At 71.0% G+C, this 25,808-nt stretch carries 24 protein-coding genes and 2 pseudogenes; 11 read left to right on the top strand and 15 right to left on the bottom strand.

The window, feature by feature from the left end:
* Position 1 precedes the first annotated feature (1 nt).
* Together recX and rny are read left to right on the top strand one after the other, a co-directional pair.
* A complete protein-coding gene (gene recX, locus ACQP1V_RS35140) occupies positions 2-1,051 on the top strand; it encodes a recombination regulator RecX (protein WP_433414713.1) in 1,050 nt (349 codons plus the stop codon).
* A 384-nt stretch (positions 1,052-1,435) separates the two neighbouring features.
* Positions 1,436-3,058 (top strand): ribonuclease Y, encoded by a 1,623-nt coding sequence (gene rny, locus ACQP1V_RS35135; RefSeq protein ID WP_433414711.1) that lies wholly within the window; start codon positions 1,436-1,438, stop codon positions 3,056-3,058.
* Between the two features lie 110 nt (positions 3,059-3,168).
* Here the strand turns inward: rny and ACQP1V_RS35130 are convergent, their stop codons facing one another.
* Positions 3,169-4,059, bottom strand: coding sequence for an SDR family oxidoreductase (locus tag ACQP1V_RS35130; RefSeq protein ID WP_433414709.1), 891 nt, complete (start codon positions 4,057-4,059; stop codon positions 3,169-3,171).
* Positions 4,060-4,101: 42 nt separating this feature from the next.
* Between ACQP1V_RS35130 and ACQP1V_RS35125 the strand changes: the two are divergent.
* Positions 4,102-4,671: pseudogene (locus ACQP1V_RS35125) on the top strand (TetR/AcrR family transcriptional regulator); the annotation flags it as partial.
* Positions 4,626-5,270 (top strand): annotated as a pseudogene (locus ACQP1V_RS35120) (IS5 family transposase); the annotation flags it as partial. The pseudogenes ACQP1V_RS35125 and ACQP1V_RS35120, both read left to right, overlap by 46 nt.
* Here ACQP1V_RS35120 and ACQP1V_RS35115 read toward each other — a convergent pair.
* The 7 genes from ACQP1V_RS35115 to ACQP1V_RS35085 form a co-directional block, all read right to left on the bottom strand.
* A complete protein-coding gene (locus ACQP1V_RS35115; RefSeq protein WP_433414707.1) occupies positions 5,271-5,546 on the bottom strand; it encodes a DUF2079 domain-containing protein in 276 nt (91 codons plus the stop codon). It lies immediately after the preceding pseudogene.
* 72 nt (positions 5,547-5,618) lie between these two features.
* Positions 5,619-7,520: a S9 family peptidase gene (locus ACQP1V_RS35110; RefSeq protein ID WP_433414705.1), complete on the bottom strand. Its 1,902-nt coding sequence runs from the start codon at positions 7,518-7,520 to the stop codon at positions 5,619-5,621.
* 93 nt (positions 7,521-7,613) lie between these two features.
* Positions 7,614-8,351 carry a glutamate-binding protein gene (locus tag ACQP1V_RS35105; RefSeq protein ID WP_433414703.1) on the bottom strand — a complete coding sequence of 246 codons (738 nt, stop codon included), beginning with the start codon at positions 8,349-8,351 and terminating at the stop codon, positions 7,614-7,616.
* A 153-nt stretch (positions 8,352-8,504) separates the two neighbouring features.
* The gene (locus tag ACQP1V_RS35100; RefSeq protein ID WP_433414701.1) at positions 8,505-9,374 is read right to left on the bottom strand and encodes an amino acid ABC transporter permease; all 870 of its coding nucleotides are present in this window, start codon (positions 9,372-9,374) and stop codon (positions 8,505-8,507) included.
* Positions 9,371-10,039 carry an amino acid ABC transporter permease gene (locus ACQP1V_RS35095; protein WP_387413626.1) on the bottom strand — a complete coding sequence of 223 codons (669 nt, stop codon included), beginning with the start codon at positions 10,037-10,039 and terminating at the stop codon, positions 9,371-9,373. The genes ACQP1V_RS35100 and ACQP1V_RS35095 overlap by 4 nt, the downstream gene beginning before the upstream one ends.
* 81 nt (positions 10,040-10,120) lie before the next feature.
* Positions 10,121-10,981, bottom strand: a complete 861-nt coding sequence (locus tag ACQP1V_RS35090; RefSeq protein WP_067132705.1) for a glutamate ABC transporter substrate-binding protein — start codon at positions 10,979-10,981, stop codon at positions 10,121-10,123.
* A 60-nt stretch (positions 10,982-11,041) separates the two neighbouring features.
* On the bottom strand, positions 11,042-11,797 hold the full coding sequence (locus ACQP1V_RS35085) for an amino acid ABC transporter ATP-binding protein (protein WP_387413628.1): 756 nt from the start codon (positions 11,795-11,797) through the stop codon (positions 11,042-11,044).
* Positions 11,798-12,009: 212 nt separating this feature from the next.
* Between ACQP1V_RS35085 and ACQP1V_RS35080 the strand changes: the two genes are divergently transcribed.
* The gene (locus ACQP1V_RS35080; RefSeq protein WP_433414698.1) at positions 12,010-12,654 is read left to right on the top strand and encodes a hypothetical protein; all 645 of its coding nucleotides are present in this window, start codon (positions 12,010-12,012) and stop codon (positions 12,652-12,654) included.
* Between the two features lie 9 nt (positions 12,655-12,663).
* Here ACQP1V_RS35080 and ACQP1V_RS35075 read toward each other — a convergent pair whose 3' ends face one another.
* The 4 genes from ACQP1V_RS35075 to ACQP1V_RS35060 form a co-directional block, all read right to left on the bottom strand.
* Positions 12,664-13,305, bottom strand: a complete 642-nt coding sequence (locus ACQP1V_RS35075; RefSeq protein ID WP_433414696.1) for a response regulator — start codon at positions 13,303-13,305, stop codon at positions 12,664-12,666.
* Positions 13,277-15,415: a sensor histidine kinase gene (locus ACQP1V_RS35070; RefSeq protein ID WP_433414694.1), complete on the bottom strand. Its 2,139-nt coding sequence runs from the start codon at positions 15,413-15,415 to the stop codon at positions 13,277-13,279. Before ACQP1V_RS35070 ends, ACQP1V_RS35075 begins: the two co-directional genes overlap by 29 nt.
* Positions 15,416-15,487: 72 nt before the next feature.
* Positions 15,488-16,126 carry a GOLPH3/VPS74 family protein gene (locus ACQP1V_RS35065; RefSeq protein WP_433414693.1) on the bottom strand — a complete coding sequence of 213 codons (639 nt, stop codon included), beginning with the start codon at positions 16,124-16,126 and terminating at the stop codon, positions 15,488-15,490.
* 124 nt (positions 16,127-16,250) lie between these two features.
* Positions 16,251-17,645 carry an APC family permease gene (locus tag ACQP1V_RS35060; RefSeq protein ID WP_433414691.1) on the bottom strand — a complete coding sequence of 465 codons (1,395 nt, stop codon included), beginning with the start codon at positions 17,643-17,645 and terminating at the stop codon, positions 16,251-16,253.
* A gap of 278 nt (positions 17,646-17,923) precedes the next feature.
* Between ACQP1V_RS35060 and miaB the strand changes: the two genes are divergently transcribed.
* The gene (miaB, locus tag ACQP1V_RS35055; RefSeq protein ID WP_433414689.1) at positions 17,924-19,411 is read left to right on the top strand and encodes a tRNA (N6-isopentenyl adenosine(37)-C2)-methylthiotransferase MiaB; all 1,488 of its coding nucleotides are present in this window, start codon (positions 17,924-17,926) and stop codon (positions 19,409-19,411) included.
* A 101-nt stretch (positions 19,412-19,512) separates the two neighbouring features.
* Here the strand turns inward: miaB and ACQP1V_RS35050 are convergent, their stop codons facing one another.
* Positions 19,513-20,388, bottom strand: a complete 876-nt coding sequence (locus tag ACQP1V_RS35050) for a hypothetical protein (protein WP_433414687.1) — start codon at positions 20,386-20,388, stop codon at positions 19,513-19,515.
* Positions 20,389-20,660: 272 nt separating this feature from the next.
* Between ACQP1V_RS35050 and ACQP1V_RS35045 the strand changes: the two genes are divergently transcribed.
* The gene (locus ACQP1V_RS35045) at positions 20,661-21,236 is read left to right on the top strand and encodes a hypothetical protein (RefSeq protein ID WP_433414685.1); all 576 of its coding nucleotides are present in this window, start codon (positions 20,661-20,663) and stop codon (positions 21,234-21,236) included.
* 58 nt (positions 21,237-21,294) lie between these two features.
* Complete coding sequence (locus tag ACQP1V_RS35040) at positions 21,295-22,023, top strand: class III extradiol dioxygenase subunit B-like domain-containing protein (RefSeq protein ID WP_433414683.1); 729 nt, start codon at positions 21,295-21,297, stop codon at positions 22,021-22,023.
* Between the two features lie 16 nt (positions 22,024-22,039).
* Here the strand turns inward: ACQP1V_RS35040 and ACQP1V_RS35035 are convergent, their stop codons facing one another.
* Positions 22,040-22,963 (bottom strand): ribonuclease Z, encoded by a 924-nt coding sequence (locus ACQP1V_RS35035; protein ID WP_433414681.1) that lies wholly within the window; start codon positions 22,961-22,963, stop codon positions 22,040-22,042.
* A 100-nt stretch (positions 22,964-23,063) separates the two neighbouring features.
* Here ACQP1V_RS35035 and ACQP1V_RS35030 point away from each other — a divergent pair, with 100 nt between their 5' ends.
* A complete protein-coding gene (locus tag ACQP1V_RS35030) occupies positions 23,064-23,591 on the top strand; it encodes a methylated-DNA--[protein]-cysteine S-methyltransferase (RefSeq protein ID WP_433414680.1) in 528 nt (175 codons plus the stop codon).
* A gap of 89 nt (positions 23,592-23,680) precedes the next feature.
* On the opposite strand, the gene ACQP1V_RS35025 is transcribed toward ACQP1V_RS35030, so the two are convergent.
* Complete coding sequence (locus ACQP1V_RS35025; RefSeq protein WP_433414678.1) at positions 23,681-23,908, bottom strand: hypothetical protein; 228 nt, start codon at positions 23,906-23,908, stop codon at positions 23,681-23,683.
* A gap of 81 nt (positions 23,909-23,989) precedes the next feature.
* Here ACQP1V_RS35025 and miaA point away from each other — a divergent pair, with 81 nt between their 5' ends.
* Together miaA and dapF are read left to right on the top strand one after the other, a co-directional pair.
* Complete coding sequence (gene miaA / locus ACQP1V_RS35020; protein ID WP_433426062.1) at positions 23,990-24,889, top strand: tRNA (adenosine(37)-N6)-dimethylallyltransferase MiaA; 900 nt, start codon at positions 23,990-23,992, stop codon at positions 24,887-24,889.
* A 63-nt stretch (positions 24,890-24,952) separates the two neighbouring features.
* Complete coding sequence (gene dapF / locus ACQP1V_RS35015) at positions 24,953-25,771, top strand: diaminopimelate epimerase (protein WP_433414676.1); 819 nt, start codon at positions 24,953-24,955, stop codon at positions 25,769-25,771.
* Positions 25,772-25,808: the final 37 nt, after the last annotated feature.

The following is a 25,808-nucleotide window of genomic DNA, read 5'->3' as shown; positions in this document are numbered from 1 at the left end:
CGTGAGGCGTGACGAGTCTCCCGGCTCCGCCGACGAGCCGTGGCCGGGAGACGCCGAGTCCGGGCTTCCGGCGTCGGGTGTCCCCTCGCTGGAGGTGCTTCGGGAGGAGATCCGGGCGCGCGAGCGCGGGTTCCGCTCGGAGGGCGCGGCCCCGGGGGAGCGACCTCGTCGTTCCTCGCGCGGTGCGGATCGCGCCGCCGACTTCGGGGGCGTGGACGCCTTCGACGGTGCGGAAGCTCGCGACCGCTGGAACCCAGACGACCAGGCTGGAGCTCCTCACCTCGGGAGCCTTTTCGCCGACGGCGACTTCCCAGAGGAACGAGGCTCCGAGCGGAAGCGTCGCTCCCGCCGTGGGCGCGGTGCTTTCGGCGGGGGCGACCTCTTCGGGGAGTCCGGGCCGGAGGGTGAGGTTGGTTCGCGCCGTGGGCGCGGCGGGTCCGGCGGTGGGGATTTCTCCGAGGAGCCCGGGCCGGAGGGCGAGCGGCGTTCCCGCCGTGGGCGCGGTGCTGCCCGTGGTGAGGATCTCTCCGCGGAGCACGGGCCGTCCGCCGACCCGGAGGCCGTGGCCAGGGCGATCTGCCTTCGGCTGCTCACCATGGCGCCGAAGACCAGGGCCCAGCTCGCCGAAGCCCTGCGAAAGCGGGAAGTGCCCGAGGAGGCCGCGCAGGCCGTGCTGGAGCGCTTCTCCGAAGTGGGGCTCATCGACGACCAGGCGTTCGCGGCGGCATGGGTCAGCTCCCGGCATGCCGGGCGCGGTCTCGCACGGCGGGCGCTCGCACAGGAGCTGCGCCACCGAGGAGTGGACGAGGACACGGTCAACGAAGCCGTCGACCAACTCGACTCCGAGCAGGAGGTGGAGACGGCGCGCAGGCTGGTCGCCCGCAAGCTTTCGGGCACGCGCGGCCTCAACCCCCAGACCCGTACGCGCCGGCTCGTCGGGATGCTCGCCCGCAAGGGGTACGGGCCCGGGCTCGCCTTCCGGGTCGTCCGCGAGGCGCTGGAAGGCGAGGGCAGCGAGGTCGACGACTTCTTCGACGGCGACCTGCGGTGACGGTGCGGTAGGGCGGTGCGCCGGCGACTCGCGCTGAGGGCGCGTCGGGCGGGCTGACCGGGCCCTCGCCGCGCGCCGGACCCGGAGGCCGGACCGGTTCTGACGCCGGATCTGACCGGGGGAAGCGATTTGACGCCACTCCTTTGCTTGCCCGTTACCTCGCTGACGCTTAATCTCGACCGCAGTGAGGAGTTACTCCGCAGTGCGGATTGCCATATCGGTGGATGACAGAACGAGAGATATCGACCGGCTTGCCGGATATGACGGCAGCCCCCCGGGCTGCCGGATTTCACGACGTTCCGTTGACGTCGCCGAGTTCTGCCGTGCTGTGCGCGTTACCCCCTCGCTAGCTCGAAGTTGCGACGCGAGGAGGGGTGAGCGCGCATGAACTCGATCGTGATCGTTCTGGCGCTGGCGGTGGTGCTGCTGACGCTCGTAGCGATCGCCGCGCTCGTCATGGTGGTGCGCCACACCGGAGTCTCCCGGCGTAAAGGCCCTTCCCCTGAGCAAGTCGCCGCGGCCGAGGCCGAGGTGAACGAGGAGCTTGAGCAGGCGAGGCGTCAGGCGGAGGAGATCCGGGGGCAGGCGGAGAGAGACGCGGGCGAGATCGTCAGGAGGTCCGAGTCCGTCGCCGAGAGCGCCGCGCTGATGCGCAAGGAAGCCGAGGAGGAGGGGCGGCTCCTCAAAGGCGAGGTCAAAGAGCTACGTTCCGATCTTGAACGCCGGGAGAGCCGCCTGGTCGAGCGGGAGCAACGGCTCGACGAGGAGGCGCGCAGGCAGGCCGATAGGGCGCGCAAGCTGGCCGAGACCGAGACCGAGCTGGCCGGTCGACGGGTCGAGCTCGACCAGGTCGCCGACAACCGGAAAAAGATCCTGGAGCGAGTGGCGGGGCTCACCGCCGAGCAGGCCAAGAACGAGCTGGTCAAAGAGATCGAGAACCAGGCCAAACGCGAGGCCGCCCTGATCGTCCGCGAGATCGAGAGCGAAGCGCGCAAAGAGGGCGAGAAACGCGCCTGCAAGATCGTGACGCTGGCGGTTCAGCGGGTCGCTACCGAACAGACCACGGAGTCCGTGGTCAGCGTGCTGCACCTGCCCGGCGACGACATGAAAGGCCGCATCATCGGGCGCGAGGGCCGCAACATCAGGGCGTTCGAGTCCACGACCGGGGTCAATCTGATCATCGACGATACGCCCGAGGCGGTGCTTCTCTCCTGTTTCGACCCGGTCCGGCGGGAGACCGCCCGGCTGACGCTGGATCGGCTCGTCCTCGACGGCCGCATCCACCCGCAGCGCATCGAGGAGGCGTACGAGCGCAGCAAGGCCGAGGTGCGTGACCTGTGCGTGCGAGCGGGCGAGGACGCCCTGGTCGAGCTCGGCATCACCGAGATGCATCCCGAGCTGATCACGCTGCTCGGCCAGCTCCGCTACCGGACGTCGTACGGGCAGAACGTGCTCAAGCACCTGATCGAGTCCGCGCACATCGCCGGGATCATGGCCTCTGAGCTGCGGATCGACCGCGACCTGGTGAAGCGCTGCGCCCTGCTGCACGACATCGGCAAGGCGCTGACCCACGAGGTCGAGGGCAGCCACGCCCTGATCGGCGCGGAGATCGCCCGCCGGTACGGCGAGCACGAGGACGTCGTCCACGCCATCGAGGCGCACCACAATGAGGTGGAGGTGCGTACTGTCGAGGCGGTGCTCACCCAGGCGGCCGATGCGATCAGCGGCAGCCGCCCCGGGGCCCGGCGCGAGTCGCTTGAGGCGTACGTGAAGCGGTTGGAGCGGCTGGAGGAGATCGCCCAGTCATACGACGGCGTGGAGAAGGTGTTCGCGATGCAGGCCGGGCGGGAGATCCGGGTCATGGTCCGTCCCGACGCCGTGGACGACATCCAAGCCCAGGTCATCGCCCGCGACGTCGCCAAGCAGGTGGAGGAGGAGCTGATTTACCCCGGCCAGATCCGCATCACCGTCGTCCGCGAGTCCCGCGCCACCGAGTTCGCCCGCTAGGGCGCGTATCGAGTTGTGATCAATCTGCGGGATTCGCCCTTGTTGTGGGGCCCGATCCGGTAGGTCGTCTTGTGTGACGAGGGTCCAACTGACGGACGAGGAGTGGAAGTTCATTCGTGGAGCCCTCCTCGGCCGACGGCTCCCCTCGGGTAGTGGCGGCGCAGGTTGGCGGCGAGGACGCGGTCGAGCGTGCGGTCGGACAGCATCCGGGCCAGGCGGGTGATCAGGGCGGCATCCCGGCCGGCGGTGTAGCGGGTGCGCGGTCTGTGGGTCGTCACCGCCTTTGCGATGACCCGGGCGGCGGCGTCGGCGGTCAGGCCCGATGCAGTGCCCGAGGCCATCAACTTGTTATTCGCCTGGACCAGGCTGCCGTAGCGCTCATCCTGGTCCGGCGTCATCTGGGCGGCCAGGTGGTTCGCCGTCGCGATCCCGCGGGCGGCCATCTCCGTGCGGACGCCGCCGGGCTCGACCACGACCACCTGTACGCCCAGCGGCGCGACCTCCCGGCGGAGCGAGTCGCTGACCGCCTCCAGGGCGAACTTCGCGCCCGCGTACGCGCCGTATGTGGCCATGGCGATCTTGCCGCCGACCGAGCTGATGTTGATCACGCGACCCTTGCTGCGCAGCAGCGCGGGTAGGAGCGCCTGAGTGACGGCGATGTGGCCGAACAGGTTGACTTCGAACACCCGCCGCCACTCCGCCATCGGCAGGGCTTCGACCGGGGCGTTCACCTGGACGCCGGCGTTGTTGACGAGCGCGTGCAGCGCACGCGGGTCGCTGGCGACCCGCGTGGCGAGGGCCTCCACCTGCTCGGACTTGGTGATGTCGAGGATGACCGGCTCGATGCCGGTCGATCGGATGGCGTCGGCGTCACGGTCGCGTCGTACGCCGGCCAGGACGTGGAATCCCTGGCGAGCCAGTTCGCGGGCGGCTGACGCGCCCATGCCCGTGGAGGCTCCGGTTACGACGATCAGCTTCTGGGTCTCAGATGACGTTGTCACCTTGGCTACGCTACCCGCACAGATGACACTGTCAACTGTAAGATGGAGGCCATGGTCACTCGTGCGGAATCCGCCGCCCTCACCCGCCGCGCTCTGCTCGACGCGGCCGCCGACCTCCTCGACCTCGGCGGCCCCGAAGCGGTCACCTTGCGCGAGGTGGGCGCGCGGGCAGGCGTGACGCGGGGAGCGCCGTACCGGCATTTCACGGGCAAGGACAGCCTGCTGACCGCCGTCGCGACCGAGAGCTGGGAACGGATCGCCGACCAGGTCCACGCCCTGCGGACCGATCCGGCCCTGTCGGTCTCCGACAAGCTGCGCGGCGCTCTCCGCACCCTCATCGGCGTCGGCCGGGACCAGCCGCACCTGTACCAGATGTTGTTCAGGCGTCACGGACACCGTCCTGAAGAACTTGGTGAAGGACTCGATCGCGTCCGGCGTCAGCTGTGCACACCGGCGGGCGACCCGGCCGCAGACCGCGTCCGCACGGCCGGACGCTTCCAGGACGAGTTCCTGGCCATCGTCGCCGACCTCGTCGGGGAGCGGAACGCACGGCACTACGGCGCCCTGCTGCTCAGCAGCGCCCACGGCATCGCGGACATGGAGCTCAGCGGCCACCTCAGCACAGACAAATTGCGCACCACCTCCGACGAGCTCGTCGACACCCTCGTCCGCATGGCCACGGACGCCGGCACAAACTTCGACTGAAAGCTGCCCCTGCTCGGAGGATCGAGGGGCGGGCAGACCAGCAAGATCCACCTCGCCGCCGACCGCAAGTGCCGCCCGCTGGCGTTCGTCCTGACCGCGGGGCAGGCCGCGGACAGTCCCCAGTTCATCTCCGTGCTGGAGAAGATACGAGTCCGGGGGCCCGTCGGTCGTCCCCGCATCCGGCCCGGCGCGGTCGCCGGGACAAGGCCTACTCGTCCCGCGGAAGCCGCACCTACCTGCGGAAACGCCGCATTCAGGCTGTCATCCCGGAGAAGAGGGACCAGGTCGTCAGCCGGAAGAAGAAGGGCAGCAAGGGCGGCCGGCCCGTCAGCCACGACGTCGATCTCTACAAGGAGCGGAACACCGTCGAGCGTCTGATCAACAAGCTGAAGTCCTGGCGAGGCATCGCCACCCGCTATGACAAGACCCCTGAGAGCTACCTCGCCAGCCTCTACCTTCGCGCCGTGATGATTTGGAGCAAAGACCTCACCCTGACCGTCTCTTGATCACAACTGGCCCAGTAGTAGTCGGCCCGGCCGCCGAAGGCCGGGATGAGACGGCGCGAGCGAGGCCAGGATGGGCGACCAGTGGTCGCCGAGGACCGAGAAATCTGGGCCGAAGTCGTTGTGAACGCCCTTCGCGATCGACACCGGCAGCCCGAAACGCGAGTAGGACCTGACCGCCTGGTCGAAGATGACCAGGTCGTACGTGCCCAGGCGGAACGCGTGCAGGCGGATCAGGCCCGCCGCCGAGTAGAGCACGGCGGCGGCCGCTGTGATCACGGTCAGCGCGGTCGCCGTACGGCCGAGGAGGGGGCGACGGCCGGCCGTCCCCCCACGGGATCATGAACGTCATCAGGCCATCGCGGTGAAGATCTGCAGATAGAAGGAGAGCTCCGCGGCCAGGGCGGTGGCCTTGGTCTCCTGGCGGCGGAAACCGTGGGACTCGCCTTCGAAGGTGAGATAGGTGCAGGGCACGCCGCGCGCCGACATCGTGTCGGCGAACGCCTCCGACTGGGCGGGCGGCACCACCGGGTCGGCCAGCCCCTGCATCAGCAGCATCGGGCAGTCGATCTCGCCCGCCCTGGCCAGCGGCTCGCGGGAGCCGTACAGCGCCTCGGGGCCGACCAGCCAGTCGATGTAGCGGGACTCGAAGTCGTGCGTGACGGCGACGAGCGGGGCGAGGGCGCTGACCCCGGCGATCGACACGCCCCCGGCGAAGACGTCGGAGGCGCAGCAGGCCGCCATCACGGTCCAGCCGCCCGCGCTGCCGCCCCTGATCGCGATGCGCGCCGGGTCGGCCAGGTTCGCCGCCGCGAGCCACCGCGCCGCCGCGACGGCGTCCTCGACGTCGATGATCCCCCACTGCCCGCGCAGCCGCTCCCGGTAGGCGCGGCCGTACCCGGTCGAACCGCCGTAGTTGAGGTCGAGCACGCCGATGCCGCGGCTGGTGAAGAACGCCTTCTCCAGGCTGAGCTCGGTCGTCGCGTGCCCGGTCGGACCGCCGTGCACGAACACGACGTACGGCGCGGCGGTCGACTCGGCCGCGCCGGGACCGGAGGGCGGGTACAGGAACGCGTGGACGGAGCGGCCGTCGCCGCTCTTGATCTCGACGGCGCGCGGCGTCGGGAGGTAGGCGGCGTCGGGCAGTTCGGCGATGTCGCCGCACAGCAGTTCGAGCCGGCCGCTGCCGGCGGCGATCCGGACGACCGCCCTGGGCAGGCGTGGGCCGTACGCGATGCCGGCGACGGTGCGCCCGTTGCAGGCCAGCGCGGGGAGCCAGCCGGTGTAGGGGACCTCGACGTCGGAGAGCGTCCCCGTGGCCGGGTCGAGGATGCCGAGTCGCAGGTCGCCGCGCCCGTGCAGCACCGCGATCCGGCCGTCGCCCAACGGCTGGTACGGCCGGCCGCCGAGCTGCCAGAGCGGCCCGGCGAACTCCTCCTCGGCCGGGTGGAGCGCCCGGCGCGCGCCGCCGAGGAGGTCGGACTGGCAGAGGTTCCACCAGCCCGAACGGTCCGAGACGAAGTAGAGGGTGCGGTCGTCGCGCCAGCACGGGGCGAGCACGGACTCGTCGGTGCCGCCCGCGATCGCCACGGTGTGCCCGTCGGAGATCCGGGTCACCCGCAGCTCGGTGCCGGTCCACGGCATGGCCGGGTGGTCCCAGCAGATGTAGGCGAGGTGCTGCCCGTCGGGGGAGAGCGTGGGGAAGGCGTAGAAGTCGCTTCCGCTCACCCGCTCGACGATCCCGTCCGTCCGGCCCTCGTGCGCCGCCGCCAGGGACATGGAGACGATGGAGCGGCTGACCGCCCCGTCGTCGAGGTGGCGTTCGCGTACGCACCACAGCTCGGGGCCGTCGGGGCTCTCGTGGACGAGCAGGTCGGCGTAGCGCAGCCCGCCGGGACGGTCGGGCTCCGGCGTGAGCGGCCACGGATCGGTCTCGGCGGCGGCGAGATAGAGCCGCTGGTCGGCGTGGTCGGCGAAGACGATGCCCCGCCCCGGCGCGACGGCGTAGGAACGCCCGCCGTACTCGTGGACGCGGGTGCGCGCGTCCCAGGGGGCGGGGAGCAGTTCGTGCAGGATCCCTTCGGCGTCACGGTGGACGATCGTGCGCCGCCCGCCCTCCGCCGGCCGGTCCTCCTCCCACCACAGCTGGTCGCCCAGCACGGTGGGGAAGCCGAGTGACAGCCCCGACCGGGCGACGTCGGTGGTCGAGATCGGCGATGGCCAGGCGCCGTGCGGCATGGGCTCGGGGGACATGCCTCCCATCCTGGCGGAAGGAAGGGCGCCGTGTCCGCTCACCCCCTCCAGACACAGGAGCACAGGCAGCACCATGTCCGGGAACGGCGAGCGCTATCGCGGGTCGAGAGCGGGAGGGGTGGTGTAACGGGCGGCGAGCACGCCGAGATGGCCGATCACCGCCCGCTGCCAGGCGCCGTCGTCGAACATCCGCCGCAGGGCGGCGTCGATCTCCTCCCGCGTCTCCTCCGCGTCGGCGCGGATGCCGTACCGGTGGACGGCGAGCGAGCGGCCGCAGAGCCGGAACCTGCCGGGGTACTGCGCGTCGAGCCCCACCAGGACCGGCGCGTCGGCCACGATGGCGTCGACCGTTCCCTTCGCCAGCAGCGGAGCGCACGCGGCGGGCACGTTCGCCACGGCGAGGAACGCGGTCTTCCACGCCGCCCCCAGCTTGCGGACCAGCGGAGCCGCGTCCGCGTGGGTGCCGCACACGCGCCTGTCCCGCAGGTCCTTCGGGCCGGAGATGGTCAGGTCCCGCGCGCGTACGAGGAGGTCGGAGCCGGTCACGAGGTACGGCCCGGCGGCGTCGGGGGTGTCGGTCGCGCCGACGACGATGTCGGCCTGGTCCAGGTCGCCGGTGTAGACGGTCTGCCGGTCGCTGTAGCCGAGTTCGCGGGCCACGTACTGGGCGACCGCGATGTCGAAGCCGGTGTAGCCGCCGTCAGGGAGCCGGACGACCAGCCCGGGGTATCCGACGCGCACGCCGACGACGAGGACGCCGCCCCTGCCGCACGCGGTGAGGGAGGCGACCGCCACCGAAAGGCCCAGGAACAGGGCCGCGACACGCCGCACGAGCCCAAGGATCCGGGCGGGTCCGGCGCGAAGCCAAGCAGCGACACGACAAGGAACCGGAAAGAATCCGGCCCGCTGTTCCACGGCGTATGCCACACGGCCGCTCGATCGCGACCGCCGAGCTTCCCGCGCGGATCGCCCGACCGGCGACGATCAGGCGGGAATGCCGGCTCCGGTGTCTACGGGCGGGATGATCGGCTGCGCGGCCGTACGGTTGCTGCGCCTCGTGCGCCGCTCCAGCCAGTTCGCGAGCGCGCTGAGCGACATGTTGAGCGCGATGTAGATGACGCCGATGACGATCGCGGCCGGGATGAGCGACCCGAAGTACACCGCCGGGATGAGCTTGAAGCCCATGTTCAGCAGGTCCACGTACGCGATGATGTAGCCGAGCGCCGTGTCCTTGAGCAGCACGACGAGCTGGCTCACGATGGCCGGCATCATGGCGGTGACCGCCTGGGGGAGCAGGACCAGCCGCATCATCTGACTCTTGCGCAACCCGATCGCCTGCGCGGCCTCGGCCTGTCCGGCCGGCACGGCGCGGACCCCGGCCCGGACGATCTCGGCCAGCACGGACCCGTTGTACAGCGTGAGCCCGGCCACCAGCGCGATCAGTGTGTAGTCGCCGCCGCCGAACACGCTCGGCGCGAGGAAGAACAGGAAGAAGATCAGCAACAGCAGCGGGATCGCGCGGAACGTCTCGACGACCGCGCCCGCGACGCCCCGGACCCACCGGTGGTCGGAGAGCCGGGCCAGGCCGAAGATCGCGCCGAAGATGAGCGCGCAGACCGCGCTGATACCGGCCGCCTTCAGCGTGCCGAGCAGTCCGGGGATGATGTACTCGGTCCAGGTGGAGACGTCGAGGAAGGGCTTCCAGATCTCGCCCTCCCACTGCCCCTTGGCGTCGAACCTGGCGTAGACGTAGTACGCGGCGGCGGCCAGGACGACCACGGACAGCAGGGTCAGGATGTTGTTGCGCAACCGTCCGCGCGGGCCTGGCGCGTCGAAGAGGATGTTCGTGCTCATCGGACCACCGCCAGCTTCGACGCCAGGCGGCTGGTGACGAACCCGACCGGCAGGGTGACGGCCATGAAGGCGACGACCAGCCCGAGGAAGATGGGGATCGACACGCCCGTGTCGTCGAAGGTGTCCCTCATGCGGAAGGCCGATTCCATCAGGTAGCCTCCGGCGATCGCCACGGTGGTGTTCTTGATCATCGCGATCATCACGCTGCCCAGCGGCGCGACGACCGTCCGGAACGCCTGCGGCAGGATGATCAGCCGCAGGGACTGCAGGAACGTCAGCCCGATGGCGCGCGCCGCCTCGGCCTGCCCGAGCGGCACCGTGTTGATGCCCGCGCGCAGCGCCTCGCAGACGAAGGTCGCGGTGTACGCGGACAGTCCGAAGACCACCAGCCAGAAGCTGTTGGTGCTCGGGGTTTCGGAGAAGGTCAGCCCGATGGTGTCGCTGAGGCCGAGCGAGGAGAAGGCCAGCACCAGCGTCAGCGGCGTGTTGCGCACGACGTTGACGTACAGCGTTCCGGCGGCACGCAGAACCGGGGTCGGCGCGACCCGCGCCGCCACCAGGACCGTGCCGAGGACCAGCGCCAGGGCCCCGCAGATCAGGGAGAGCTTGACGTTCTCCAGAAAGCCGGCCAGCAGGTCCGGCGCGTATTTGATCAGATCGTCCATCGTGCTCCACCGGTGATGGAGGCCGCCGCCGGCCGGGGAACCGGCTCGGCGGCGGCCGTGTCAGGTGTCCTCAGGACACGGTCAGGCGCAGGGCTCGAACGTCGGAGCAGCGGTGGGGGCCTTGAGCCCCTGTGCCTGGCCGAACCACTTGGTGAAGAGCTGCTCCGCGGTGCCGTCCTGGTACATCTTGGTGATGGCGGCGTTGACGGCCTCGCAGGTCTTCGTGTCGCCCTTCTTCAGGCCGACGCCGTACTTCTCGTCGGTGAACGGCTGGCCGAGGATCTTGAACTTGCCCGGGGCCTGGCCGGCGAACCCGGCGAGGATCAGGTCGTCGGTCGTGACGGCGTCGAGGTTGTTGCCCCCGAGCTTGCTCACGCACTCGGAGTAGGTCGCCGCGCCGACGAGCTGGGCGTCGAGGTTGAGCTCGCCGTCCGGCGGCGGGTCGGTGATCCGCTTGTAGGAGTTGGAGCCCGCCGCCTGGCAGATCCGCTTGCCCTTCAGGTCGGTCGGCTTGGTGATCGCGCTGTCGTCACTTCGGACCATGACGTCCTGGTGGGCCACGATGTACGGCCCGCCGAAGGTCACCTTCTCCTTGCGGCTGTCGGTGATGGAGTAGGACGCGAAGATGATGTCCACGGTGCCGTTGGCGAGGAACGCCTCGCGGTTGGACGACGCGGACTCCTTCCACGTGATGTCCACGTCCTTGCCGCCGGCGAGCTCCTTGACGACGTACTTGGCGACGTCGACGTCGAAGCCCTCGGGCTCGGAGCCCTTCTTCAGGCCCAGGCCGGGCTGGTCCCACTTGGTGCCGAGGACCACCTTCTGTGATTTCTCCAGCTTCTCGGCGACGCTGGAGTAGCTCTCGTCGCCCCCGCCGCAGGCCGACAGGCTCGCGGCTGTGGCGGCGACGGCGAGAGCCGCCCAGATTCGACGTGCTCGCATATCTGCCACCTTCTTCTTCCGTGCGCTGAGCCGGGTCGCGGCTCGGGGAGGATCGCCTGATCAGTGCGTGAGGATCTTGGAAAGGAAGTCCCTGGCCCGGTCGGAGCGCGGACTGTCGAAGAACTCGTCGGGCGCGCCCTCTTCGACGACCTCGCCGCCCGCCATGAAGACGACGCGGTTGGCGGCCCGGCGGGCGAAGCCCATCTCGTGGGTGACGACCATCATGGTCATGCCGTCACGGGCCAGGCCGGTCATGACGTCGAGCACCTCCTGCACCATCTCGGGGTCCAGTGCGGAGGTGGGCTCGTCAAAGAGGATCATCTTGGGGTCCATGGCCAGCGCACGGGCGATGGCGGTGCGCTGCTGCTGGCCTCCGGAGAGCTGGGCCGGATATTTCGCGGCCTGCGAGGCGATGCCGACCCGCTCAAGCAGCTCCATGCCGCGCTTCTCGGCCGCCTCCTTGGAGACCTTGCGGACCTTTATCGGCCCGAGGGTGACGTTCTCCAGGATCGTCTTGTGCGAGAAGAGGTTGAAGGATTGGAACACCATCCCGACGTCGGAACGGAACCGGGCCAACGCCTTCCCCTCTGCGGGAAGCTCCTGGCCGTCGAAGGTGATCGTGCCCGAGTCGATGGTCTCCAGGCGGTTCACCAGACGGCACAGGGTGGACTTGCCGCCGCCGGACGGCCCGATGACCACGACGACCTCGCCGCGCGCGACGTTCAGGTCGATGTCTTTGAGCACATGAAGTGTGCCGAAGCTCTTGTTGACGCCTCTCAGGCTGACAAGCGTGCGGGGGTCACCAGGCTCGGTCATGGTCAACAACGTAGGGGCGTCGACGTCGCCGTGTCACTAGGGCACGGTACCGATCAGATCACAGGCTGCCTACGTGCTCGCATCAGGCCATTTCTCCCGCATTCCCCGGGACGGTGGCACATCCGTCCTGGGACGGCGGGCCGCTTGGCTGGATTCGTAGTGATACGTCCAGAGCGGTCGAGAGCGGCCCGGGGAGAAGCGGTGAGTCATCGATGCTGAAAGATTCCGATCTGTTCAGAAGGAATGTCGCGGGGATCGCCATGCTGGCCTGGCCGGTGATGGAGTTCCTGGCCTTCCTCACCTCGCCGCCGGGCACGGACCACACCCCGGCGGTCTTCGCGAGCCGGCCGGTGCAGGTCCAGACGAGCGCGCTGCTGTTCCAGTGGGCCGCCATGGCCCTGATCCCCGCGATACTCGGGCTCGCGCACCTGCTGCGCGGACGCATGCCGCGCACCGGCAACGTGGGCGCCGCGATCGGGCTGACCGGAGCCGCGAGCGCGGTCGCCCTCTTCACCACCGATTTCTACGACCTCGCGCTGGCCCAGACCGTGCCGGCCGACCAGGCCGTACGGGTGACCGAGGCCGCCGGCGCGCTCGGCGGCTTCGTGTACGGCATGCTGCTTCCGGGGTTTCTCGCCCACGTCGGCGTGCTCACGCTCATGGCGGGCCTGGCCCTCGCCAAGGCCGGGCCGTGGTGGCTGCCCCCGGCGACGCTCATGGGGATCATGGGACCGTTCCTGACCATGGGCCAGACGCCGGCCGTCCAGTCGATCGGAGCGCTGTTCCAGCTCGCCGCGTTCGGCTGGGTCGGGGTGCGCGTGCTGCGCATGCCCGTGGCGAGCTGGACGGCCGCCTGATCCCGGTCCTCAACCGCCGAGACCGGACTCCCTGGCGCGGATGATCGCCTCGGCCCGGTCGGCCGCCCGCAGCTTCGCCAGGATGCTCGACACGTGGTTGCGCACCGTCTTCTGGCTCAGGCCGAGCCGCGCGGCGATCTGCGGGTTGGTCAGGTGGGAGGCGAGCAGCTCCAGGATCTCCCGTTCCCGCCGGGTCAGCTCGGGGAAGACCTCCTTCTCGCCGGACCCCCGGGAGAAGTAGTCCGTCAGCCGTACGGCCAGGGCGGCGCCGAAGATGGCCTCGCCCTCGGCCACCGCCTGGATCGAGCGGACCAGCTCGGCCCGCCGCGCCCCCTTCAGCACATAGCCCCTCGCCCCGGCGCGTACGGCGGCGAGCACCGAGTCGTCGTCGTCCGACATGCTGAGGACGAGGACCCTGACGTGGGGGTGGTCCTGCACGATCCGCTCGGTGGCCGCGACGCCGCCCATGCCGGGCATCGCCAGGTCCATCAGGACGACGTCGGGTTGCACCCTCGTGACGATGGCCAGCGCCTGCTCGCCGCTGGCCGCCTCGTCCGCCACCTCCACGCCCTCGGTGGACCGGAGCAGCGCGCGCAGCCCGGCACGGAATGCGGCGTGGTCGTCAACGAGCAGCACGCGGATCGGGTTCATCGGGTTCCGGCTCTCCTTCCGTCGTCTCCCGGCTCTCCGGGGGAGTCTCTCGATCGGCGCCGAGAGGCAGTTCGGCGAGCACCCGGGTGCCGCCCTCCGCCCGCGGCTCGACCAGGCACGACCCGCCGAGCTCGGCCGCCCGCTCGCGCATCGACGCCGTCCCCACGCCCGCGCCCACTCCCCTCGAAGCCGGGTCGGCATCAGGGCCCGCCGGGTCGGGTCCGTCGTCGGTGACCTCCAGGTGCAGGCGTCCGCCGGCCGCGGACAGGCGGACCAGGGCGCGGGTGGCCCCGGAGTGCCCGCGCACGTTGGCCAGCGCCTCCACCGCGATCCGGTACGCGGCGACCTCCACCGCCGCGGGCAGCGCGGGCAGCTCTCCCGCGCACTCCACCCGCACGTCCAGCCGCGCCCGCGCGCTCCTCGGGAGGTCCGCGACGTGCGAGCGGATCGCGCCGAGCAGGCCGAGGGTGTCCAGGGCGGGCGGGCGCAGCCCCTCCACCAACGCGCGCACGTCGTTCATGGCCGCCTGGGCGTCGGTCATGATCTCTTCCAGCATGGCCTTCGCCGTCTCGTCCTCGACCATGTCCTGTAGGGCCTCCGCCCGCATGGTGAGCGCCGCGAGCGTGGGACCGAGGCCGTCGTGCAGGTCCCTGCGGAGCCGGCGGCGCTCTTCCTCCCGGGCGACGACCAGGCGCTCGCGCGACCTCCGGAGGTCGGCGGACAGCCGTACGGAGTGGACGGCGACGCCCGTCTGCCTGGCCAGGTCGGCGAGGACGCGCCGGTCCTTCGGCCCGAACCCGCTCTCGCCCGGCCGCGGGGACAGGACGAGCTCCCCGACGGGCTCGTTGTGGTAGACCAGCGGCAGTCGTACGGGATCGGGGGCGGGCACGCCGTGCGCGTGGGAGGGGCCGCCGGCCGCCTCGACCGCGACGTGCGGCAGCCGCAGCGCCTCGGCCACGGATCGGGCCACCGCCGCCAGCACGGCGGAGGGCTCCGCCGTCTCCTCCAGCCGCCGGCCCAGCAGCGCCAGGGCGGCGTACGGATCGTCACGCCTGCCGTACATGAGCAGGTTGATCCAGCGTTGGACGCGGTCGCGCAGCGGGGCGAAGACCAGCGCCACCACCCCGGCGGCCACGATCGAGACCGGCAGCGCGCCCTCGGAGTCGAAGATCGCGCCGAGGTAGCCGACCGTCGCGACGTATCCGCCGACGACGCATCCGGAGAGCAGGAGGTAGACGAACGTCCGGTTGATGACGAAGTCGATGTCGAGCAGCCGATGCTGGAGCACGGCCACGCCGACCGCGACCGGCAGGAGGGCGCCGCCCAGCGTCCCCGCGAGTTCCCAGAACGTGTCGGTCGACGGCCAGACGACCTCCGGCACGTCGTCGGTGAGCCCGGCGACCAGGCGGGCGGCGATGATCAGACCGGCCAGCCCGGTCGCGTACGCCAGCCATTTGACCTGGTCGCGCTCTCGCCGCCCGCCGTGCCGGGACCGGCGGACGAGGTCCGCCGCGCCGACGACGAACAGCACGCCCGAGAGGACCGTCGTCACCGGGTCGGCGATCCGGGAGAGATCCGCGAGAGCGGGCACGCCGAGCGGGTTGACCACCGCGGTGCCGAGCCCCGCCTGGTCGTTGGGTCCCGGCCGTACGGCGCTCAGCGCCATCGCCGCCACGCAGATCACGCCCACCGCGCCCAGCAACGGCCGCCAGCGCGGCGAGGGGAGCCGCCCGGCGGGAAAGAAGAGGGGGACCGAGGCGAGTGAGACGTTCGCCGGGATCCACAGCCAGGTCTGCGGCCAGGCCGCCGCCTCGGCCAGCGGCGCCCCGGCGGAACGCGCGAAGATCGCATACTGGCCGAAGGCGTCGAGCAGGGCGAAGGACAGGCCGCCGGTCGCCATGACGAGGCCGATCGCGTTGCCGGGCCGCCGTACGCCGATCAGCCCGCCCACGCCCCCGAAGGCGGCCACGAAGAGCAGGTGGCTCTGGGAGAGCGGCTCCGCCTCGTTGCGCACGCCGAGCAGGAGCGCGGCGACGACCAGCAGGAGCGTGGCCGCGCACACGATCCATGCCGCACGCCGCACCGTGACCTCCCTGATCGCCTGGCTCACGCTAGCGACGTCACCGCCGAGAATGATGGGACTTTGTCCCAGTTGGAGAGGGATTGGTGCGGCGGGGTGGGGTCACCGGTACATGGCGATGGCGTTCTCGCTGATGAGGGTCTCGACGACGCCGATGACCTCGTTGACCGGGCGGGGGTACTCCCGGGCGATGGCGCGCAGGCGGTTGACGAGCGGCCCGGACGGCTGAGCGAGGTGGAGCGCCGACTCCAGCCGCAGTACGCCGACCAGGCCGCACAGCGCGGCGCACCGTGCGTCCGGCTGCTCGCCGGCCTCGACCGCGCCGCGCACCCCGGCCCGCGCCCGTACGACGGGGGCGACGTCCGCCGGCTCGTACCGGGTCTGCGACATGACGCCCATGCGCCTCCGGGTCACCCGGGTGAGGACGCCGGCGGCGACCAGGCCACCGCAGGCGCGGTCGTAGACGTCCTCGGCCACCTTCTTGAGCCAGAACTTGGTGTCCCGGTTGTCGCGGTCCTTGAGGATCACCGGGATCAGGCTGTCGGCGATCATGTCCCCGGTCGGGCTGCGGTCGTAGACGGCGAGCCGTCCCTGGGTGATCTCCAGGTGCCCGCTCAGGGCCAGATCGAGCAGTACCGCGCCCGCCAGCCCGACGCCCAGCGAGGACAGGTGGATCAGGGGTTTGCCGGTCTGGTCGTGGGCGATCAGGTACAGGTCGTGATGGAGCGGCGGCCGGTTCATGACGTCGGGGGGTCCTCTGCTGGGGGCGTCCGGACTGGCGGATCGGCAGGGTGCCGTCCCGGCCGGTCCTGAGCGGGGTGCGGGCCTGTGGGCGGGCCGGGTGTCCGGCCGCCGACGGCGCCGCTCACTGGTGCTGCTCCTCCGCTACGGCGAGGCCGGACGGGGTCGGCCTGCGTCCCATGGCGTACAGGACGAGCAGGACCACGGCGCCGATGGCGAGCCAGATCAGACCCAGCTTCTGCGCCAAAATATTGGCGTTGACGACAACGAAGATCAAGATCGCCATGCCGATGAGCGGGACGACCAGGTGTCTCCAGTAGTCGGTCGACTTGCGGCGGATCACGTAGTGCGTGATGACGGAGATGTGCAGCACGATGAAGGCGATCAGCGCGCCCATGTTGATCAGGCTGCTGAGCAGGCCGACGCCGTCGTCGCGGGTCGACATCCACAGCCCGACGACGATGGACAGCGCCGCGACGAAGAGGGTGGCGTTGGCCGGCACGGAGCGCTTGACCGAGACCTTGGCCAGGAAGGACGGGAGCTGCCGGTCGCGCGCCATCGCGTAGAGGAGCCGGGAGACGGCCACCTGCGCGACCATCGTGTCGGCAACGCCCCAGGAGACGGCGGTCGCGGTGGACGTGACGTGGGCGAGCCAGCTCCCTCCGGCGACCTCCGCCGTGTCGTAGAAGGCGGTGTCGCCCGGGTCGCCGTGCGCGATCAGGCCGGCCGGGTCGGGGACCAGCAGCGCGGCGACCCACACCTGGACGATGAAGAGCGCGCCGGCCAGGATCAGCGCCAGCCGCATGGCCTTGCCGACCTGGGCGGAGCCGCCCTTGGCCTCCTCGACGAGCATGCTGATGCCGTCGAACCCGAGGAAGGACAGGACGGCCACGGAGACCGCGCCGAACACGACGGGCCAGGAGAAGGTGTCCGGATTGAACAACGGCGCGAAGCTGAACCCGTGGCCCTTGCCCTGCAGCAGGGCCCAGATGCCGGCCGCGAGGAACAGCCCGAGCACGATCAGCTCGATCGTGATCAGCGCCTTCGTGAGCGAGATGGTCATCCGGATGCCGCGCAGGTTGATGACCGTGTTGACCACCACGAAGAAGAGCAGCCACGCCCAGACGGGGATCGCGGGAATGGAGGCGTGTATGGCCATCGAGGCGACGAGGTAAAGCAGGCTCGGGACGATGATGTAGTCGAGCAGGATCGCCCATCCGGTCATAAAACCGACAGGGGGCGCGATGCCGCGGCCGGCGTAGTTGTAGACCGAGCCCGACAACGGGAACGCCTTGACCATCTGTGCGTAGGAGGCCGCGGTGAACAGCAGCGCGATCATCCCGATCGCGTACGTGAGGGCGGGCATGCCCTTGGAGATGGAGTACACCTGGCCGAAAATCGCGAATGGCGCGATCGGCACCATGAAGATCAGGCCGTAGAACACCAGGTCGGTCAGCCCGATGTGGCGGCGTAATTCCTGCCGGTATCCGTACTGCTCGACATTCTCCTGGGGCTGCACCACAGCCTCCTCATAACGTTATTTCTCAATGCAAGGGAGACATGTGACCAAAATGCAGTCAATCCGTAATGGATGTCATCTTCTGGCCAAAAAAGTCGTTTAGAGATCTTCCCGTAGCGCCCGAGCGGTCGCAAGAGGGAGGACGACCGGTATGTGGGGACGCGGCTCTGTTTCCGGCCATTGTCGGCCCCTTCGGTTTGGATCTTCGTTGTCCCGATCCGGGATGGGCCCGCGGAGGCGTTCCGGGGTCGCCGGAGCGCCTACCCTTGTTGGTTGAGATGACTGTCACCGAAGCAGGCGCCCGCACGTACGAGGTACGGACCTATGGGTGCCAGATGAACGTGCACGACTCCGAGCGGCTGTCCGGGCTGCTGGAGGACGCCGGATACGTCCGCGCCCCGGAGGGGGAGACGGCGGACGTCATCGTGTTCAACACCTGCGCCGTGCGGGAGAACGCGGACAACCGGCTCTACGGCAACCTCGGGCACCTACGGCCGATCAAGATGGCCCGGGAGGGCATGCAGATCGCCGTCGGCGGCTGTCTCGCCCAGAAGGACCAGGGCGAGATCGTCCGCAAGGCCCCGTGGGTGGACGTCGTCTTCGGCACGCACAACATCGGCTCGCTTCCGGTGCTGCTCGAACGCGCCCGCATCGCCCAGGAGGCGCAGGTCGAGATCAAGGACTCGCTGGAGACCTTCCCCTCGACGCTGCCGACCAGGCGCGAGTCCGCCTACGCCGCGTGGGTCGCCATCTCCGTCGGGTGTAACAACACCTGCACCTTCTGCATCGTGCCGTCGCTGCGCGGCAAGGAGAAGGACCGCCGTCCCGGCGACATCCTGAGCGAGATCCGCACCCTGGTCGACCAGGGCGTCCTGGAGATCACCCTCCTCGGCCAGAACGTCAACACGTACGGCGTCGAGTTCGGCGACCGGCTCGCGTTCGGCAAGCTGCTGCGCGCCTGCGGCGACGTCGAGGGGCTGGAGCGGGTCCGCTTCACGTCGCCCCACCCGGCGGCGTTCACCGACGACGTCATCCACGCGATGGCCGAGACGCCCAACGTCATGCACCAGTTGCACATGCCGCTGCAGTCGGGCTCCGACCGGGTGCTCAAGGCCATGCGCCGCTCGTACCGCGCGGAGCGCTACCTCGGCATCGTCGACCGGGTCAGGGCCGCCATGCCCGACGCGGCCATCTCGACCGACATCATCGTGGGCTTCCCCGGCGAGACCGAGGAGGACTTCCAGCAGACCCTCGACGTGGTCCGCGCGTCCCGCTTCGCCAACGCCTTCACCTTCCAGTACTCCATCCGCCCCGGCACCCCGGCGGCGACCATGGAGGATCAGGTGCCCAAGGCCGTCGTCCAGGAGCGTTACGAGCGCCTGGTGGCCCTCCAGGAGGAGATCTCCTGGGAGGAGAACAAGAAGCAGGTCGGACGCACTCTCGAGGTGCTGATCGCCGAGGGTGAGGGTCGTAAGGACGACGCCACCCACCGCCTGTCCGGTCGCGCCGCCGACAACCGCCTGGTGCACCTCGCGGCCGTGGACGCCCGTCCCGGCGACATGGTGACCGCCGAGGTGACGTACGCCGCCCCGCACCACCTCGTCGCCGACACGGTCGTCTCCGTGCGGCGGACGCGCGCGGGGGACGCGTGGGAGGCGCGGCAGGCCGCGCCGAGCGCCGGGAGCGCGGTCAGCCTGGGCATGCCGACCATCGGCCGGCCGCCGGCCGAGGCCGCTCCCTCCTCGGCCTGCTCCGCCCACCCCTGAGGCGGGCGCCCGGCGTGGCCAAGGGCCGGTGAGCGGCATGGCCGTCAGCCCGGGCGGCGGCTTCCGACCGTCCCTTTTCGCGTCGTGCCGCCGTACGGGGCTCAAGCGCGGGGCGCGATCAGGCTGTCGACGAACCGGTGGCAGAAGTCCCGGCGGAAGTCGTGGAAGGTCGCGCAGGGATCCGGGAAGAGCCGGCCACGCGGCCGGCTGCGGTCGGACGGCGTGGCGGGCCTCCGTCGCGTGGTCCCGGTCTTCCCGGTGATCGACGCACCTCCGGCGCCCGCCGTCTTCGTGGGAGCCGGTGTCGGGGTCGCCGGCTCTCCGGGCGTGGGCGACGGCCGCGCGTCGGCGGCGCTCCGGACCGGGGGAGGGAACGGCATCGGCGACATCCGTGTCACGGGACGCGACAGCGGCGGCAGCGTGAGCCGGGTGAGGGACCGCGGAGTCGTTCCCGGGTCGCCGGGGCCGAGGCGGATCGTGCCGAGCCCTCCGGGGTCCAGGACCAAGCCGTCTGTGCCGATGTGGCCCGATTGCCCGCCGTCTGTTTCGGCGGCGCTCGCCCGCGTGCGGTCCGATCCGGTCGGGCCGGTGGCGGCGGTCCCGGCTCGGGAGCCGTCCGCCGCGGAGTCGCCGCCGTTCCGGTTGGCCGGTGTACCGGTGTGCCCGCCGTGGCTCCGGCCGGTGGCCGGGCTGTCCGCGGCCCCCGGTGTGCCTCCGAGTGCGGGCCCGCCGGGCGCGGGGTCGCGGCCGCGAACGTGGCCGAGCGACGCCGGGCCGCGCGCGGAGTCCCGCGCCACCAGGGCCGCCCCGCCGGTCGAGGGATGACGCCGATGTCCGTCGTCGCCTTCCACGGGACCGCCGGCGGTGCCGAGCAGCACGCCCAGCCCGCCCAGGGCGACGACGCCGGCGGCTCCCGCCAGGGCGATGCCCGTACGCCATGGGTGCTGTCGTCGCGGGACGTCCGCAAAATCGCTCAAGCCTGACAAAACATGACTCTTTCGTGATCGGCCGACGCCGCTCCGTCACGGCGGGCGGGACCAGTGTGGTGCACCGGCCGGGCGCGTGGCGCCGATTCGGCGAGCTCGCTCTACCGGCCCGTTCCACTTGTGGGCGATTTGAGATCATTTCCGATGAAGTGATGTTATTTGTGTGGTTAATGTGCGAAAGGTGGCTTCTGCTGGCTAGGCTGGCCGGACCCTTCGGGGGCCTGGAGGTTTCCCCCGACCGGCCGCAGGGAGTTGTTGTCACCTTGGACACGCACGATCGACCGCCGCACCACGAGGAGGAGCCGACCCGGCCCACTCCCGCGAGCCCGCCGAGATCGGCGGGCCGTTCGCGATCCCGCCGCAGGAGCGGTCTGGACAAACGCGTCGTCGCCGGGGCCGCGCTCGTCGCGATCCTGGCCACCGGCGGCGTGGTGTACGCCGTCGCGGGCTCGGGAGGAGCGGGCGGGCCGGCCGAGAGCGGCCAGTCCGCGGACAGCCGCCCCACGCCGGCCGCCGACGCCGGGGCGGACGACGCGAGCCCGCCGGACGCCGACGCCGCACCGGGTGACGCGGGTAAGGACGACGCGGGTAAGGATGGCGCGCCCGATGACGCGGGCGCGGGCGGCGGCTCGACCACGGGAGGCTCCTCCGCGTCCGGCGGTGGCTCCGGCTCCGGCGGGAACGGCAGCAAGGGTGCCATCCCGAACGGGACGAAGTCGTCCACCACCGGGAAGTCGCCGGCCAAGCCGTCCACCGGCGGGACGAACGACCCGGACGGGCTGGACCGCACCGGAGGCGCCGGCGTCGTCGAGCCCGGAGAGCCCGCCGGCGGTTACTGACCCGCGCCCGTCCGGCGGGACGGTCGGCGGCCGAGGGCGCGACGGATAGCCTGGGGCGGTGCTCGTCGCCGCCGCGGTATGCCCGCATCCGCCATTGATCGTCCCCGAGCTCGCCGGATCGGCCGCGTCCGAGCTCGATCCGCTCCGTACGGCGTGCACGGAGGCGCTGCGGTCCCTCGTCCGATCCGGGCCCGACGTGATCGTCGTGCTCGGGGGCGCCGACCGGAGCGCCTCGTATCCCGGTGACGCCGCGGGCACCTTGCGACCGTGGGGCGTGGACGTCCGGGTGGGCCGGGGCGCCCCCGTCCTCCCCCTGTCACTCACCGTCGGCCGCTGGCTGCTCGACCGCGCGGAGCTTCCCGGGCCGGTTCCGGCCGTGCGGTTCGAGGCGGTCGCCATCGGCGCGCCGCCCGACGAGTGCGCGGCGCTCGGCGCGAAGATCGCCCGGGCGGGTGACCGGGTCGCGGTCCTCGCCATGGGGGACGGCTCGGCCCGGCTGACGGAGAAGTCCCCGGGATATCTGCACCCGGCGGCGGCGCCGTACGACGAGATGCTGGCGGACGCGCTCGGGAACGCCCGGGTCGACCGGCTCGCCGTCCTCGACCCGGCGGAGGCCGCGGATCTGTGGGTGGCCGGGCGAGCCGTGTTCCAGACCCTCGCCGCCGTGGCGGGCGCCCGCGACGAGTCGATCGCCGCGGGCGGGCTGCGCGGCGAGCTGCTCTATCAGGACGCCCCCTACGGCGTCGGCTACCTGGTGGCCCGATGGTCCGCCGCGGACGCCGCCTGACCGCGCCGTCGATCGATCAGCTCTGCCGCTTCGGCACCGGGACCCGCATGAGGTCGCGGGCGAGGACGATCTCGCCGCCGAACGCCTCACCCGCCTCGTCGAGGAAGCGCGGCTCGTCGTCCGCCGAATACCGCTCCGAGAAGTGGGCCAGGACGAGCCGCCGCACCCCGCACTCGGCCGCCGCCTTCCCCGCCTGGGCCGCGGTGAGATGGCCGTACTCGGTGGCCAGGGCCGCCTCGGCGGACAGGAACGTGGACTCGATGACGAGCAGATCGACGCCCTCGGCCAGCGCGTACACGCCGTCACAGAGGCGGGTGTCCATCACGAACGCCGCGCTCTGGCCGGGGCGCGGCACGCTGCAGTCGGCGAGATGGACGGTGGAGCCGTCGGGGGCGGTCACCGTGCCGTTCCGCTGCAGCTCCCCGACCATGGGGCCGGTCACGCCGTGCCTGGCGAGCTCGGCGGGGAGCATCCGTCGCCCGGCCGGCTCGTCCACGCGATAGCCGTACGAGGCGACGGGGTGCGAGAGCGGCCGCGCGGTGAGGGTCACCGGTCCCGCGGGCAGGTGCGCGACCTCGCCGGACACCGGCCGCGTCTTGATGACGGAGGTGTCGGCGAAGGCCGAGGCGTGGCGCAACCGCTCCCAGTACATCTGGCCCGCGGCGGGGTAGGCCGCCTGGACCTGGTGGCCGACGCGGTCCCGGGCGATCCGCTGGACGACGCCGGGCACCCCGAGGCAGTGGTCGCCGTGGAAGTGCGTGACGCAGATCCAGGTGATGTCATGCGCGCTCACCCCGGCGTGCAGCATCTGCCGCTGCGTGCCCTCGCCCGGGTCGAACAGGAATCCCTCGCCGTCCCAGCGCAGCAGGTAGCCGTTGTGGTTGCGCCGCCGGGTCGGCACGGCGCTTGCGGTTCCAAGGACGACGAGTTCGCGCAGCACGTCTGAAAACTATCGCGATGGGTGGGAATCCTCCTCAGCACGGCTGTACCGGGCTGAGACGGTGTCCGCAGCGGCGGAACGGACCGGAAGAATGGAACGTATGGAGACAGTCGCCTTCAGCAGTGTCCCGACGAAAGTCGGCGACGTCCTCGCCGCCGTGACGGAGGACGGCGTCGCCGCCACGCAGTTCCACGATGGCCCCGAGGTCCGGGCGCGGATCAGCGAGCGGCTGCGGATGGCCGTCGTCGAGGATCCGGACCGCACGGCGCCGGTCCGGGAGGAGCTGGCGGCGTACTTCGCCGGTGAGCTACGCGAGTTCGGCGTGGCGCTCGACTGGCGGCTGATGTCCAGCATTCAGCGCCGGGTGCTCGGCACGCTCTTCACCACGGTCCTGTACGGACATGTCGTGACATATGGCGAGCTGGCCGACCGGAGCGGCACCGGCGTTCCCGCGCGCGGAATCGGATCGATCATGGGAAGCAACCCCATCCCGATCATCGTGCCCTGCCATCGCGTCGTCGCGGGCAACGGCCTGGGCGGCTTCAGCGGCGGAGAGGGTGTGGAGTCGAAGCGCTGGCTGCTCACCCTTGAGGGCTACCTGCAGCCCACCCTCGACTGGGACCTCTGATCCGGTGCCGCTCCGGCCTCGCGGAGCGGCACCCGGGACCTTTCGGGGGCGACGACGCGGCCCCTTCGCGCCCGTCGGCGCGACCGGCCTCAGCGAGGTCCGCCTCCACCGGTTCCGCCGGTGATATCGCCAGGGCCTTCTCTCCTGCCCGACTCCTCGCCGAGCTTGCCCTTGGTGTCCTCGAACGTGTCGCGTGCGGTGTCTTTGACGTCGCGCTCCATGTCCTCGTGCATCTTGGCGTGACGCTGCTTCGGGATACTCTGCAGCCTCTCGGCCGTGTTGCTGAGTATCTCCTTGACCTTGTCGATGATCGACATCGTGAAATTCACCCCGATTCGATGCGACCGGGCCGTACGGCACCCCCTTACCCAGGAGTTGAGAGACTTATCGTTGTGGGACTGCTACCTGTCATCGCCGTTGTGGGCGCCACGGCGGCCGGAAAGTCCGACCTGGCCGTCGATCTGGCGCTCCGGCTGGGCGGTGACGTCATCAACACCGATTCCATGCAGCTTTACCGAGGCATGGACGTCGGAACGGCGAAACTGACCGTCTCCGAACGCAGGGGTGTGCCGCACCATTTGCTGGACATCTGGCCGGTGAGCCGGACCGCGAGCGTCGCCGAGTACCAGGGGCTGGTCCGGCCGTTGATCGACCGGCTCAGGTCGGCGGACCGGGCGGCGGTTCTCGCCGGCGGCTCCGGGCTCTACGTCCGGGCCGCGCTCGACGACCTGGAGTTCCCGGGGACCGACCCGGTCATCCGCGAGCGACTGGAGAAGGAGCTCGCCGAGATCGGACCGGCCTCCCTCCACGAGAGGCTCACCCGGCAGGACCCGGTCGCGGCGGCCCAGATCCTGCCGAGCAACGGCCGCCGGATCGTCCGCGCGCTTGAGGTGATCGAGCTGTCCGGGCGGCCCTTCTCGGCCACCATGCCGTCGTACGACTCGGTCTACGACAGCGTGCAGATCGGTGTCGAGGTGCCGAGGCCGATCCTGGACGAGCGGATCGCCCTGCGGGTGGACCGCATGTGGAACGCCGGCCTCGTCGAGGAGGTGCGGCGGCTCGCCGAGCACGGCCTGGCGGAGGGGCGTACGGCCAGCCGGGCGCTCGGCTACGCCCAGGTGCTGCGCTTCCTCGACGGGGAGTGGACCGAGGAACAGGCCAGGGACGAGACGATCCGGGCCACCCGCCGGTTCGCCCGCCGCCAGGAGTCGTGGTTCCGCCGCGACCCCCGGGTCGTGTGGCTGCCCTTCGACGCCCCCGACCTGACGGACCGGGCGCTCGCCCTGGTCCGGCGGTAGTCCCACGTCAGCCGGAGGCGGGCCCGCGTCCGGCGCGGTCGGCGGCGACTAAAATCCGCTGTTATGCGGTTCGTCAAGGGACACGGCACCCAGAACGACTTCGTCATCATCCCGGATCCGGACGCGGCGCTCGATCTGACGCCCGCTGCCGTCGCGGCGCTGTGCCATCGGCGCGCGGGGATCGGCGGCGACGGCGTCCTGCGCGTGGTGCGCACCAAGCTCTGCCCCGAGGTGGCCGACCAGGCGGGCCGGGCCGAGTGGTTCATGGACTACCGCAACGCCGACGGCAGCGTGGCCGAGATGTGCGGCAACGGCGTGCGGGTCTTCGCCCGCTACCTCGTCGCGTCCGGGCTGGCCGCGCCCGGCGAGTTCGGCGTCGCCACCCGGGCCGGTGTCAGGCGGGTACGGCTGGCCGCCGAAGGCGACGTCACCGTGGACATGGGCCGGCCCCGCGTCCTCGGCGAGAGCCGTACGACCGTGAACGGCCGCGAATACGGCGGCCTGAACGTGAACATGGGCAACCCGCACCTGGCCTGCCTCATCGACGACCCGGTGGCCGGGCTCGACCTCACCGCGCAGCCCGGCTTCGACCGCGACGTCTACCCCGACGGGGTCAACGTCGAGCTGATCAACCGGGTTGACGACCGTACCGTCTCCATGCGCGTGCACGAGCGCGGGTCGGGGGAGACCCGATCCTGCGGCACCGGGGCGGTCGCGACCGCCGTGGCCGCCGCGCACGCCGCCGGGGAGAGCACCGGAACCTGGGCCGTCCGCGTGCTCGGCGGCACCGTGACCGTCACCCTCGACGAGGAGACCAGCCTTCTCTCCGGCCCGGCCGTCCTGGTCGCCTCCGGAGAGTGGCCTGCCGCACTGGACCTCTGATCGACTGTTTTCCCCAACGCCCGGTTAACACATGGGT

The organism is Microtetraspora malaysiensis, from assembly GCF_050947145.1.
GTDB classification, from domain to species: Bacteria; Actinomycetota; Actinomycetes; order Streptosporangiales; family Streptosporangiaceae; genus Microtetraspora_A; species Microtetraspora_A malaysiensis.
This window is presented reverse-complemented; position numbering and strand designations above follow the sequence as displayed.